9 protein-coding genes are annotated in these 13794 nt (G+C 68.3%); 6 read left to right on the top strand and 3 right to left on the bottom strand.

What is annotated here, in order from left to right; genetic code table 11:
• Positions 1-457: 457 nt before the first annotated feature.
• From AC0685_RS16865 to AC0685_RS16855, 3 genes are all read left to right on the top strand, one after another.
• Positions 458-1621 (top strand): ABC transporter ATP-binding protein, encoded by a 1164-nt coding sequence (locus tag AC0685_RS16865; protein WP_034309248.1) that lies wholly within the window; start codon positions 458-460, stop codon positions 1619-1621.
• Positions 1621-2505, top strand: coding sequence for an ABC-2 transporter permease (locus AC0685_RS16860; protein WP_478226339.1), 885 nt, complete (start codon positions 1621-1623; stop codon positions 2503-2505). Before AC0685_RS16865 ends, AC0685_RS16860 begins: the two co-directional genes overlap by 1 nt.
• A 131-nt stretch (positions 2506-2636) precedes the next feature.
• Positions 2637-6359 carry an ABC transporter ATP-binding protein gene (locus AC0685_RS16855; protein ID WP_478226338.1) on the top strand — a complete coding sequence of 1241 codons (3723 nt, stop codon included), beginning with the start codon at positions 2637-2639 and terminating at the stop codon, positions 6357-6359.
• A 473-nt stretch (positions 6360-6832) separates the two neighbouring features.
• Here AC0685_RS16855 and AC0685_RS16850 read toward each other — a convergent pair whose 3' ends face one another.
• On the bottom strand, positions 6833-7144 hold the full coding sequence (locus tag AC0685_RS16850) for a hypothetical protein (protein ID WP_478226337.1): 312 nt from the start codon (positions 7142-7144) through the stop codon (positions 6833-6835).
• Between the two features lie 75 nt (positions 7145-7219).
• Here AC0685_RS16850 and AC0685_RS16845 point away from each other — a divergent pair, with 75 nt between their 5' ends.
• Positions 7220-7789, top strand: coding sequence for a DUF4291 domain-containing protein (locus tag AC0685_RS16845; protein ID WP_478226336.1), 570 nt, complete (start codon positions 7220-7222; stop codon positions 7787-7789).
• On the opposite strand, the gene AC0685_RS16840 is transcribed toward AC0685_RS16845, so the two are convergent.
• The gene (locus tag AC0685_RS16840; protein WP_478226335.1) at positions 7786-8052 is read right to left on the bottom strand and encodes a hypothetical protein; all 267 of its coding nucleotides are present in this window, start codon (positions 8050-8052) and stop codon (positions 7786-7788) included. The two genes, AC0685_RS16845 and AC0685_RS16840, sit on opposite strands and share 4 nt — an antisense overlap.
• Positions 8053-8413: 361 nt before the next feature.
• On the opposite strand from AC0685_RS16840, the gene AC0685_RS16835 reads away from it, so the two are divergent.
• Both AC0685_RS16835 and AC0685_RS16830 read left to right on the top strand, forming a co-directional pair.
• A complete protein-coding gene (locus tag AC0685_RS16835; RefSeq protein ID WP_478226334.1) occupies positions 8414-12142 on the top strand; it encodes a multifunctional oxoglutarate decarboxylase/oxoglutarate dehydrogenase thiamine pyrophosphate-binding subunit/dihydrolipoyllysine-residue succinyltransferase subunit in 3729 nt (1242 codons plus the stop codon).
• Between the two features lie 126 nt (positions 12143-12268).
• Positions 12269-13057 (top strand): SMP-30/gluconolactonase/LRE family protein, encoded by a 789-nt coding sequence (locus tag AC0685_RS16830; RefSeq protein WP_478226333.1) that lies wholly within the window; start codon positions 12269-12271, stop codon positions 13055-13057.
• Here the strand turns inward: AC0685_RS16830 and AC0685_RS16825 are convergent.
• Entirely contained in the window at positions 13054-13770 is a 717-nt protein-coding gene (locus AC0685_RS16825) for a hypothetical protein (protein ID WP_478226332.1), read from the bottom strand. The two genes, AC0685_RS16830 and AC0685_RS16825, sit on opposite strands and share 4 nt — an antisense overlap.
• Between the last annotated feature and the right edge of the window lie 24 nt (positions 13771-13794).

The following is a 13794-nucleotide window of genomic DNA, read 5'->3' as shown; positions in this document are numbered from 1 at the left end:
ACCCGCCAACCGCCGCCGACCGCACCGCGGGGGTCCGGGGGGCTCGGCCCCCGGGTGATACGACAAAGCCCCACCTTCGGGAAGACGCGCCAACGTCGACCGAAGTGGGGCAAAGGGGCTGAGGGCGGCCCGCTCGACCAGCCTGGGGGTCACTGGGAGCGGGCCGCCTCCTCCATCGTAGGCAATAAGTCGCCGTCGCGCTGCATGGGGTTGCCATGTCTTCCGAATTATTTGTTCACCGCGCCTCTTCATGGTCGGTGATTTTCCATGCTTGGCGGCGCATAACCGGTAGTCAGCGGCCATTCGGCGCAGCGACGGGTGCGCCGGAGGACCGAGTCGTCACCGTGCCGAACGTGACGAAGGTCGCTTTCGGCGGATTGACCCCTTCCTCGGGTGCGAACTCACCCCGTGAGGCAGGATGTCGCGTGATCGGCCTTCGTCAACAAAAGGGGACGGTATGCACGACGGCAGTGGCCGCATCGCGGTGCAGAACCTGAGCAAGCAGTTCGGTGCGGTCAACGCGGTCCAGAATCTGAGCTTCACGGTGGAGCCGGGTTCGGTGACCGGCTTCCTGGGGCCCAACGGGGCCGGGAAGACCACGACGCTGAGGATGCTGCTCGGGCTGGTGACGCCCACGAACGGCACGGCGACCATCAACGGGCGCCCGCACGACCAGCTGGGGAATCCGGCGCGGGTCGTCGGTTCGGTGCTGGAGAACGAGGGTTTCCACCCGGGACGCACGGCGCGGAATCACCTGCGCGTGTACTCGGCGGCGATCGGGATGCCGGATCAGCGGGTGGACGAGGTCCTGGGGCTGGTGGGTCTTTCGTCGGCGGCGGACCGCAAGGCGGGCGGGTTCTCGCTCGGTATGCGGCAGCGGCTGGCGCTGGCGACGGCGTTGCTGGGGAATCCGCAGGTGCTGGTGCTGGACGAGCCGACGAACGGGCTCGATCCCGAAGGCATCCTGTGGCTTCGGAACTTCCTGCGCGCGTACGCGCGTGAGGGGCGCACGGTGCTGGTCTCGAGCCACCTTCTGAACGAGGTGGAGCAGACGATCGACCAGGTCGTGATCATCAGCCAGGGCATGACGCGCTACAACGGCTCGCTGGACCAGTTGCGCAAGAGCAACCAGTCCCGGGTGCTGGTGCAGTCCGCCGACGCGAACGGCCTCGTCGCCGCGTTGCAGGAGGCGGGGATCACGCAGGTCTCGCCGATGCCGGACGGCCGGGTCGCGGTGTCCGGCGCGACGGTGCAGCAGATCGGTGACATCTCGGCCAAGGCGAGCATCGCGGTCTACGGCATGCAGGAGGAGACGGCGGATCTGGAGCGGATGTTCTTCCAGCTGACGCAGGGTCAGTACGCCGCGCCGCCGCCCGGTTTCCAGCAGGGCCCGCCGCCGGGCTACCAGGGGCCGCCTCCGGGATATCAGGGCCCGCCGCCCGGTTATCAGGGGCCGCCTCCCGGCTACGCGCCGCAGAACACGCCGCCGCCCGGTTTCGCGCCGCCGCAGCAGTTCCAGCAGCAGGGCCAGCCGCCGCAGCAACCGCAGTACCAGCAGGCGCCGCCTCAGCAGCAGGCGCAGCAGCAGGGCCAGAACGAGGGCTGGGGAGGCCAGGGCTGATGGGCAACCTGATCAAGGCGGAGTTCCGCAAGACGCTCACGCTCAAGGCGTGGTGGGCGCTGATGATCCCCGCGGTGGTCTTCGCTTTCGCGTTCGCCCTGTTCTGGGGCATGGTCACCAACGACTTCAGCGACTTCCTCGGCCGCTCCGACACCCGTGAGCTGACCGAGGCGCTCGGCATCTCGACCGGCGAACTGCCCGTCGGCCTGCTCGCCCTCGGGCACGGCATCAACATCGGCACGATGATCCCGATCATCTTCGGTGTCTTCGCCCTCGCCGGCGAGTACACGAAGAAGACGATCACCACGACGTTCCTCACCGCCCCGAACCGGGTTTCGGCGTTGAGCGCGAAGATGATCACCTACATCGCCTGGGGTGCGATCTACGGTGTGATCATCGTGGGCGCGGCGAGCCTCGGCACCGTGATCACGGTCGACAGCGCGCGCCTGCCGACGGCGGGCCAGTGGCTGGGCGTGCTCGGCGCGGGTGTCCTCGCGACGATCCTGGCGACCTTGTTCGGCATCGGGGTCGGCGCGGTCTGGCGCAGCGTGGTCGGCAGCATCATCACGCTGACCATCTGGATGCTGGTGGTCGAGAACGTCCTGGTGTTCGTCATGTTCGGCGCCGCCGACATCACGTGGCTGGGCGGGGTCCTGCCGAACGGCACGGTCAACGGCATCGTGGGCGCCATCGGCGCCGAGGCGTTCGGCGCCGCCGGCGTGAAGGTGCCCGGCCTGCAGGACGAGACCGCGTGGGCGCTGCAGTACGCGGCCGGTGCGCCCGGGGCGTTCTCGTGGTGGGCCTCGGCGCTGATCTTCTTCGGCTGGACGATGATCTTCTTCCTGGCCGGCTGGGCCGTGAACCAGAAGAAGGACATCACGTAGGTCACAGCTGCCTCACCCAACCGCTATGAAAGGTCCTTTCCTTGCAAATTTCGCAAGGAAAGGACCTTTCATGGCGTTCGGCCCTGCGCGAACCGGCCGGTCCTGTCGGTGCGGACGCATAGGCTTGCGGGGTGACCACTGCTCCACCTCGTCCGCGTCAAGCCAGTCCGGCTCGTGAGACCGCCCCCGCGCCCACCGGAGGCTGGATCCGCCGCCTGGCCGCTTCGTGCTGGAAACATCCTTGGCTCGTCGTGCTCTCGCTGGGCGCGGCGATCATCGGCGTCGGGCTGCAGGCCGCCGGTCCGCTGCTGATCCGCGAGGCGCTGGACGACGCCGTCGCGGGCGACACCTCCCGGCTCGGCCTGCTCGCCGCGGTGATGGCGGTGCTGCAGGTGCTGACCTTCGGCAACGCCTTCGCCCGCCGGTACGTCGGCGGGCGGCTGGCCCTCGATGTCCAGCATGATCTGCGCCGCCAGGTGTTCAACGCGGTCTCCCGGCTCGACGGCGGCAAACAGGACGCGCTGCGCACCGGCCAGGTCGCCTCCCGCGCGATCTCGGATCTGCAGCTGGTCACGTCGGTCCTGATGCAGGTGCCGCTTTCGGCGGGTTCGGTGATCTTCGCGCTGCTGTCGCTCGGCGCGATGCTGTGGATGTCGCCGACGCTGACCTTGATCGCGATGGTGGTCGCCCCCGCGATCGCGATCATCATGGCGGTGAGCCGGAAGCGGCTCTTCCCGGCGACGTGGGCGGCCCAGCAGCGCGCGGCCGACGTCGCGCAGCAGGTCGAGGAGACCGTCACCGGCGTACGCGTCGTGAAGGGCTTCGGCCAGGAGGCGCGCGAAGTCGCGAAGCTGGAGAAGACAGCGAAGAAGCTCTTCGCGGAACGCATGCGCGCGGCCCGGCTCTCGTCGTTGCCGACGGCCACGACGGCCGCGCTCCCCGCGGCGGGTCAGGTCGCGGTACTGGCGGTCGGCGGCATCCTCGCGTTGAAGGGTGAAGTCAGCCTCGGCACCTTCCTGGCGTTCGCGACCTATCTGTCCATCCTGATCGGCCCGGCACGGATGATCTCGAGCCTCGTCGTGCAGGCCCAGCTGACCAGGGCGGGCGCGGAACGGGTCAACGAACTGATCGACGCGCAGCCGGACGTAGTCGACAGCCCGGACGCGCGGCCGCTGCCCGAAGGACCGCTCGGCGTCCGGCTGGAGGACGTCTCCTTCGGCTACACGCGGTCGGATCCCGTCCTCGACGGTCTCACCCTGGAGGCCCGGCCGGGCGAGACGCTCGCGCTGGTCGGCACGGCCGGTTCCGGCAAGTCGACGATCTCCTTGCTGCTCCCCCGGTTCTACGACGTGCACAGCGGCTCGGTCCAGGTCGGCGACCTCGACGTCCGCGAGGTCCGGCGGCGAGAACTGCGCAGCGTCATCGGCGTGGTCTTCGAGGAGGCGTTCCTCTTCTCCTCGTCGGTACGAGACAACATCGCCTACGGCAGGCCGGACGCGAGCGACGAGGAGATCCGCGCGGCCGCGCGGGCGGCGGAGGCGGACGAGTTCATCCAGCGCCTCCCCGACGGCTACGACACCCTCGTCGGCGAGCGCGGCCTCACGCTTTCGGGCGGCCAGCGACAGCGGCTCGGCCTCGCCAGGGCGCTGATGACCGATCCGCGCGTGCTGGTCCTCGACGACGCGACCTCCGCCATCGACACGGTCACCGAGGCCGCGATCCACGACACGCTGCGGTCGGTCACCGCGAGCCGGACGACACTGCTGATCGCGCACCGTCGCTCCACCCTCGCCCTCGCCGACCGGATCGCCGTGCTCGACAAGGGTCGCGTCGTCGACGTCGGCACCGAGGAGGAGCTGCTCGCGCGCTGTCCGCTGTTCCGCGAACTCGTCGCGGGCCCGGGTGACGACGTCGAGGAGCCACATCGCTGCGAAGGCCTGGACTGCGGCCCCTCGGGAATCACCCCGGCGCTGTGGCCGGAGCAGGACAAGGCCCACGAGCTGCCGGGTGAGCGGAAGGGCACCGGCGGCGAATGGGACGTCGACCTGCCGCCCAGCCCCGAACTCGTCGAAGGCGTCCGGAAACTGCCGCCCGCCACCGACGTCCCGCGCCTGCCGGGCACCGATGTCACCGCGCCCGAACCGAAGTTCCGCCTCGGCCGGCTGCTGAAACCGGTACGCGGCCCGCTGGCCGTGGTGATCGGGCTGGTCGCGGCGGACGCGCTGGCCACCATCGCGATGCCCGCGCTCTACCAGCACGGCATCGACAACGGGGTGCGCGCCGGGGCGGAGGCGGTGATCTGGCTGGCCGCCGTCATCGGCGCGCTGGTGATTCTCACGGACTGGCTGGTGGTCTACCTCCAGACCAGGATGACCGCGCGGGTCGGCGAGACGGTGCTGTATTCGCTGCGCGTCCGCAGTTACGCCCATCTGCAACGGCTCGGGCTCGACTTCTACGAACGCGAACTGTCCGGGAAGATCATGACCCGGATGACGACCGACGTCGACGCGCTCTCGACGTTCCTGCAGACCGGCGTCGCGCAGGCCGTGGTGAGCGCGCTGACACTGGTCGGGATCGCGGCGGCGCTGATGATCACCGACATCGGGCTGGCGACGTACGCGCTCGCGGTGCTGCCGATCCTCATCGTGGCGACGGTGATCTTCCGCCGGGCGTCGTCCAAGGCGTATACCGAAGCCCGGGAACGGGTCAGTGTCGTCAACGCGGACATGCAGGAGAACGTGAACGGGCTGCGGGTCGCGCAGGCGTACACCCGCGAGGAGCGGACGGCGGAGAAGTTCGCTTCACGCAGCGACGAGTACCGGCGTTCACGGCTGCGGGCCCAGCGCTATGTCGCGACGTACTTTCCTTTCGCTGCAATGCTTTCCGGACTGGCCGAGGTGGTCGTGCTGATCGTCGGCGCGAACCGGGTGGCGGCGGGCACGCTGTCGGCCGGTGTGCTGGTGGCGTTCCTGTTGTACCTGGGTCAGTTCTACTCGCCGATCCAGCAGCTGTCCTCGGTGTTCGACGGCTACCAGCAGGCGCGGGTCGGCCTGACGCGCATCGGCGATCTGCTGCGCACGCCGACCTCCGTTCCGGCGGCGGAAAACCCGGTCCCGGTCCCGGAGCGGCTGCGTGGTGAAGTCTCCTTCAAGGACGTCGATTTCGCTTACACCGCAACGGATGAGCCCGCGCTGAAGGAACTGACGCTGGAGGTCGCACCCGGGGAGACAGTCGCCCTGGTCGGTGCGACTGGCGCCGGGAAGTCGACGGCGGTGAAGCTCGTCGCGCGCTTCTACGACGCGACAGGCGGCGTGGTCCGGATCGACGGCACGGACATCCGCGAGTACGACCTGGCCGCACTGCGCACGAGGATGGGCGTGGTACCGCAGGAAGCGCATCTGTTCTCGGGAACTGTGGCGGACAATGTCCGCTACGGCAGGCCTTCCGCGACGGACGCGGAGGTCGAGGAAGCGGTACGGTCGGTCGGCGCGCTCGACGGCGTCGCCGCGCTCCCTGCCGGTTTCCATCAGCCCGTCGGCGAACGCGGACGGTCTCTTTCGGCGGGACAACGGCAACTCGTCGCCCTCGCCCGCGCCGAACTCGTGGATCCGGACGTCCTCCTGCTCGACGAGGCGACCGCGGCCCTCGACCCGTCCACCGAAGCCGCCGTCCTGCGCGCGACGGAGCAGCTCGCGCGCCGCCGCACGACCTTCGTGGTCGCGCACCGCCTCGCCACCGCCGCCAAGGCGGACCGGATCGTGGTGCTGGACCACGGCCGGATCATCGAACAGGGCACGCACGCGGAACTGCTCGCGGCGGACGGTCACTACGCGCGCCTTTGGTCCTTGGGCTGACCAGCTTTCGTGAGTGGTGGCGGTTTCGCGTGACTGGATGGACGACACACGTGATCGGGCGGACGACTCGTGGCGGAACCCCGGCCGCGATCGTGTCGTCCGTCCAGTCACGCGTGTCGTCCACCGGATCACGTGTGTCGTCCGGTCAGTCACGTGACATCGCCGGTTCTGGGCCTCGTGAGTGGTAAGGACGGTTAGAGCCAACGGTGTCTTGCGTACCTACCGGAGGTGGCTCCCGGTCGATCGCGGGTCCGTGAAGGCCTCCTTCCCTACACTCAAGGTAAGGAAGGAGGCCTTCACGGACACCAGAACGCCGGCAACGGCACGTTAAGGCTGGCCCAGGTCCCCTCGTGAGTGGTAAGGACGGCTAGAACCGTCCTTACCACTCACGACATCCGCCCCCGCTCACCAGGAACGCGGCTCCGGCGGAGGGTGTCGCGAGCGGCAATTCGGGTTCCAGCCCGAAACGCCGTTCACGCGGCGGAGAGATCCAGCTGGAATTGCGCCCCCGGAGCCGACGGCTCCCACCCTCGCGCCAGCGCCAGCCGGATCGCCCGTTCGACATCCGAAGGCAGCACGGCCTTCGACGGCACCCCCATGTAGTTCACCGGATGCGCGTGATCCGTCCGGACCACCAGAACGGCACCCCGCGCGTCCTCCAATTCCACCCCGTACGAAAGGAAATATCCGCCGTCCTGTGCGTAGGTGGGCTTCCGCCGGACGATCCACCGATAAGCGGTCTCGTCGACCACGATCCGTCGCGAACCCTTGCGCAGCAATGCCATGCGTTCAGCATGACCCGACGGGCAAGGGAATTTCGGTCGCGCGCCGACACCGGCGTCTGCCACGCTGCACGGGAAATGAACGAAGAGATCCCGGCGCGGCAGATCCGCGCCGTGCACACCGAGACCACCATCCGCGTCTATCAGGCGTACTCGCCGGCCATCGCCGACGCCGCACTGGAGGCGGGCACTTTCGTGCCGCCGTTCAAACGCGAACGCATGACCTGGATCAAGCCGTCCTTCCTCTGGATGGCGTACCGCTGCGGCTGGGCCGCGAAGCCCGGCCAAGAGCGCGTACTCGCCCTCGACATCACCCGCGAGGGTTTCGCGTGGGCGCTCGAACACGCGGCGCTCAGCCACTTCGACCCCGACGTCCACCCCGACCTGAAGACGTGGCAGGACGAGGTCAGGGCCAGCCCGGTCCGTATCCAGTGGGATCCGGAACGCAGCATCCGGCTCGGTACCCTGAAGCACCGTTCGCTCCAGATGGGCCTGAGCGACGAAGCCGTCGATCGCTATGTCGACAAATGGATCACGGCGGTCACCGACGTCACCCCGGTCATGCACGAGGTCGGCGCCCTGGTCGCGGCGAACCGCATCGAAGACGCCGAAGCGCTGCTACCCGCGGAGCGTCCGTACCCCGGCTAAGGCCGCCACTTGAGACCGCTCATCCCGGCGACCTCGAGGTCCTGAGCCGAAGCCCAGCGGACGGTCCCCGGCCGGACATGCACCCCGGCCGTCACCGTCCAGTCCGGCTCGTCGGGCTCGACGTGCTCCATCTCCTTGAAGTCGGCGAGCGTCGGCCAGACCGCCGAGCACGAGTCGCACATCAGCACGACCTTGCCGGACTCGGTGATCAGCGGGCGCACACGCCCCTCGTCCCAGAACGACGGGCACTCGTCCAGCCACATCGGCTGCCACCACCTCGCGGGCGATCGGCGGCCGGCACGACACCGGCCGCATCCTCCGCCCAGGGAAACCCCCTGACGTGAACTCCAGGCTGTCCGGGCACGACGTCCCAGCCAACCTTTGCCGACGGGACAGTGACCTGACCAGCACGGACGGTGAAAACGAGAGCAAAGGTCCCTTGCTCCCCAGCAGGACGCGGACGGGGCCGATTTTCGGTCTCTTGATCGAGACAGTGACCCATCACCTAGTGCGCCACGCCTCACACAGGCCAGTTCCATCACACGGCCGCGACCGAGGGGGTTAGCCTGGTAGGCGCATCAGCGGTGTTCAAGATCTCGAGACGGATAGAGGCGAGTCCAAGCCGTGTCCAGCAGCAGCCCTGCGTCACAATTCGGCCCCAACGAGTGGGTCGTCGAGGAAATGTACGACCAGTTCCTTGCCGACCCCAGCTCAGTCGATGCCGCCTGGCACGACTTCTTCGCGGACTTCAAGCCAACGCAGGACGCGCAGGCGAAGGCTGACGACGCACGTCAGACCTCTGCGGAGACCGCGAAGGGGAGCCCGGACACCAACGGCCAGGCCGCCAAGCCGACGCCGCAAACGGTCCGCAACGCCGAGTCCACCGCGAAGCAGACCGCCCCGGCGAAGGCTGCGCCGAAGACGGCCCCGAAGACCGAGGCGAAGGCGGCGGCACCCAAGGCCGCGCCCAAGGCGGCTGAGAAGGCCCCCGCCGAGAAGGACGCCGAGCCGGAGTCGAAGCAGCTCCGCGGCGCCGCGGCGGCGATCGCGAAGAACATGGACGCCTCGCTGTCCGTGCCGACGGCCACGAGTGTGCGCGCGGTCCCGGCGAAGCTGATGGCCGACAACCGCATCGTCATCAACAACCACCTCAAGCGCACGCGCGGCGGCAAGATCTCCTTCACGCACCTCATCGGGTACGCGATGGTCCGCGCGCTGAAGAACTTCCCGAACATGAACCGGCACTACCAGCTGATCGACGGGAAGCCGTTCGCGGTCACGCCGGAGCACGTGAACTTCGGTCTCGCGATCGACATGAAGGGCAAGGAAGGCGCCCGCACGCTCGTCGTGGCCTCCATCAAGGCCACCGAGAACATGACCTTCATGCAGTTCTGGCAGGCCTACGAGGAGATCGTCAAGAAGGCCCGCAACGGCAAGCTGACCGCCGACGACTTCGCCGGCACCACGATCTCGCTGACCAACCCCGGCGGCATCGGCACCAACCACTCGGTGCCGCGCCTGCAGGCGGGCCAGGGCGCGATCATCGGCGTCGGCGCCATGCAATACCCGGCGCACTTCGAGGGCACCAGCGAGAAGGCCCTGGTCGACCTCGGCGTCTCCAAGATCATGACGCTGACCTCGACCTACGACCACCGCATCATCCAGGGCGCGGAGTCGGGCGAGTTCCTCAAGCGCATCCACGAGCTGCTGCTCGGCGAAGACGGCTTCTACGACGACGTCTTCACCAGCCTGCGCCTGCCCTACGAGCCGATCCGCTGGGTCGCCGACATCCCGGACGGCCCGGTCGACAAGACCGCGCGCGTGATCGAGCTGATCGACGCCTTCCGCATGCGCGGTCACCTGATGGCCGACACCGACCCGCTGAACTACCGGCAGCGCAGCCACGCCGACCTCGACGTCCTCTCCCATGGCCTGACCCTGTGGGACCTGGACCGCGAGTTCCCGGTCGGCGGCTTCGCCGGCCAGGAGCGGATGAAGCTGCGTGACATCCTCGGCGTGCTGCGCAACTCGTACTGCCGCACCGTCGGCATCGAGTACACGCACATCCTCGACCCCGAGGAGCGCCGCTGGATCCAGGACCGCGTCGAGATCCCGCACGAGAAGCCGGACCCCGCAGTCCAGAAGTACGTGCTCTCGAAGCTCAACGCCGCCGAGGCGTTCGAGACCTTCCTGCAGACCAAGTACGTCGGCCAGAAGCGGTTCTCCCTCGAAGGCGGCGAGACGGCGATCCCGCTGCTCGACACGCTGCTGGACAAGGCCGCCGAGCACGAACTCGACGAGGTCGTCATCGGCATGCCGCACCGCGGCCGCCTGAACGTGCTCGCGAACATCGTCGGCAAGCCGATCGCGCAGATCTTCCAGGAGTTCGAGGGCAACCTCGACCCGGGCCAGGCGCACGGTTCCGGTGACGTGAAGTACCACCTCGGCGCCGAGGGCAAGTACTTCCGCATGTTCGGCGACGGCGAGACCAAGGTGTCGCTGACCGCGAACCCGTCGCACCTGGAGACCGTCGACCCGGTCCTCGAGGGCATCGTCCGCGCGAAGCAGGACATCCTCGACAAGGGTGACAGTGACACAGGGGGCTTCACTGTGTTGCCTGTCCTGATGCACGGCGACGCGGCCTTCGCGGGCCAGGGTGTCGTGGCCGAGACGCTGAACCTCGCGCTGCTGCGCGGGTACCGCACCGGCGGCACCGTGCACGTCATCGTCAACAACCAGGTCGGCTTCACCACCGCGCCCGAGCACTCTCGTTCGAGCCAGTACGCCACCGACGTCGCCAAGATGATCGGCTCGCCGATCTTCCACGTGAACGGCGACGACCCCGAGGCCGCGCACTGGGTGGCCAAGCTGGCCGTCGACTACCGCCAGGCGTTCCACAAGGACGTCGTGATCGACCTGATCTGCTACCGCCGCCGCGGCCACAACGAGGGCGACGACCCCTCGATGACGCAGCCGGCGATGTACGACATCATCGACACGAAGCGTTCGGTCCGGAAGACCTACACCGAATCGCTGATCGGCCGCGGCGACATCTCCGTCGAAGAGGCCGAAGCCGCGTTGCGCGACTTCTCCAGCCAGCTGGAGCACGTGTTCAACGAGGTCCGCGAGCTGGAGAAGCACCCGGCGAAGGCCAGCCCCTCGGTCGAGGAGGAGCAGCAGGTCCCGGCGAAGGTGCCCACGGCGACCACCACCGAGGTCATCGAGCACATCGGCGACGCGTTCCTCAACGTGCCCGAGGGCTTCACCCCGCACCCGCGGGTCAAGCCGGTCATGGAACGCCGCCACAAGATGTCCCGTGAGGGCGGCATCGACTGGGCGTTCGGTGAGCTGCTCGCCTTCGGTTCGCTGGCCATGGAAGGCCGCCTGGTGCGGCTGTCCGGCCAGGACTCCCGCCGCGGCACCTTCACCCAGCGCCACTCGGTGCTGATCGACCGCAAGACCGGCCAGGAGTACTCGCCGCTGCAGAACCTGGCCGACGGCCAGGGCCGCGTGATGATCTACGACTCGGCGCTGTCCGAGTACGCGGCGGTCGGCTTCGAATACGGCTACTCCGTGGCCAACTCCGAAGCGCTGGTCATGTGGGAAGCGCAGTTCGGTGACTTCGTCAACGGGGCGCAGACCGTCATCGACGAGTACATCTCCTCCGGCGAGGCCAAGTGGGGCCAGCTCTCCGACGTCGTGCTGCTGCTGCCGCACGGCCACGAAGGCCAGGGCCCGGACCACACCTCCGGCCGTATCGAGCGCTTCCTCTCGCTGTGCGCCGAAGGCTCGATGACCGTCTCGGTGCCGTCCACGCCGGCGAACTACTTCCACCTGCTCCGCCGTCACGCCCTCGACGGGGTCAACCGGCCGCTGGTGGTCTTCACCCCCAAGTCGATGCTGCGCAACAAGGCGGCGACCTCGGCGGTCGAGGACTTCACCGGCCAGTCGAAGTTCATGTCGGTCATCGACGACGCCGACGTCGACCCGTCGAAGGTGCGCAAGGTCCTGCTGACCTCCGGCAAGCTGTACTGGGAGCTGGTGGCCGAGCGCGCCAAGCGCGAGGCGAACGACATCGCGATCGTGCGGGTCGAGCAGTACTACCCGTTGCCGAAGAAGAAGCTGCTGGCGGCGCTCGAGCGCTACAACGGCGCTCCCGCGGTCTGGGTCCAGGAGGAGCCGGAGAACCAGGGTGCGTGGCCGTTCTTCGGCCTGAACCTGCCGCGGAAACTCCCGGAGGTGTTCTCCAGCCTGGACGTCGTGTCGCGTCGTCCGATGGCGGCGCCGTCGGCCGGTTCGTCCAAGGTGCACGAGGTCGAGCAGAAGGCGCTGATCGCGCGGGCCTTCGACTGATCGCCTAGAAGTCCGTGAAGGCCTCCTTCCCTACTCTCAAGGTAGGGAAGGAGGCCTTCACGGCGTTGAGGTGTCGAAAACGGTGAGGCCCGTTCGTGTAGTGGGCAAACGACCGAAGGAGACACCATGAAGACCCTGCTCGACGGCCTCAAGCTCCCCGAATCCGCCCGCTGGCACGACGGCCGCCTCTGGCTGGCGAACTGGGGCGGCGGTCAGATCCTCGCGGTCACGCCCGGCGGTGAGAGCGAACTGATCGCGAACGTGCCGACCGCGATGCCGATCACCTTCGACTGGCTCCCCGACGGCCGCCTTCTCATCGTCGACGGCCCGAACGCTCGCCTGCTCAACGCGGACCTGAGCACCTACGCGGATCTGAGCCCGGTCGCCTCCCTCTGGAACGAGGTCGTGGTCGACGGCCGCGGCAACGCCTTCGTCAACGGGATGAACGACTTCCAGGCGCCGGGCGCCATCGCCGTCGTCACCCGCGACGGCGAGATGCGCCAGGTCGCCGACGGCATCCTGTTCGGCAACGGCATGGCCGTCACGCCCGACGACGCGACGCTGATCGTCGCCGAGTCGTACGGCAGCAGGCTCACCGCGTTCGACATCGCCGAGGACGGCTCGCTGTCCGGCAGGCGGGTATGGGCCGAGCTCGGCGGCGACCACCCGGACGGCATCTGCCTCGATGCCGACGGCGCCGTCTGGTACGCGGACGTGGCGGGCAAGCACTGCGTCCGCGTCCGCGAAGGAGGCGAAGTGCTTCAGAAGGTCGAAGCCGACCGAGGCTGTTTCTCCTGCACGCTCGGCGGCGAGGACGGGCGTTCGCTCTACGTCCTCGCCGCGGAGTGGCACGGCTGGGAGAACCCGTTCGGCGACGGGCCGACCGGGCAGGTCCAGGTCACCGAAATCGGCTAACCGATCGCCTCGGAGGTCGCCTTCGCGACCTTCAAGGCGTTCTCCTTGCACAGCGTCTGGTCGAGCGGTTTGGACGGGTCGGCGCCGCTCACGATGATCTGCGCTTCGACGTTGCCTTGGTAGAGCTTGATCGAGCACTGCCCATCGGACCGGATGTCGTTATAGCCGGCCTTCGTCGCCTTGGCGAGGGTGGGGATCACTTCGCCGCCGTCCCGCATGGCATTGTCGTAGCCCGCTTTGGCCCAGTCCTCGCCGGCACCCGTGCCCGATTCCTTCGACTTCGCCAGGTACATGGTCACCGAAGCCGACGGAGCCCCGTATTCGCGCCAGGAACACGACGACGCGGTGTAGATGATGTCGTTGTTCGAGGTGCTCGCCGGCTCCTCGCCCTTCGGGGTTTCGAGCGGCGGCAGGTTCCTCACCCCGGTCCCGATCTTCTGGCAGGTGGGCAGCTTGGAGTACTTGTCCGGCGGACCGGTCTTCTTGGACGACGTCGGCGCCGCGGTCGACGACGAACCGGAGTCGGACAGCAGCAGGAAGGCCGCGACCCCGCCACCGCCGAGCAGCACGACCGCGCCGATGACGAGGCCGACGATGAGCCCGGTGTTCGACTTCTTGGGCGGCGGGCCGTATCCGGGCGGCGGATACCCCGGATATCCCTGCGGCGGATACGGCTGCTGAGGTCCCTGCTGATAGGGCGGTCCGGGCTGCATGCGGAGAGGTTAAAGCCTCGCGAA

It is taken from the genome of Amycolatopsis sp. NPDC043889 (genome assembly GCF_056435645.1).
This window is presented reverse-complemented; position numbering and strand designations above follow the sequence as displayed.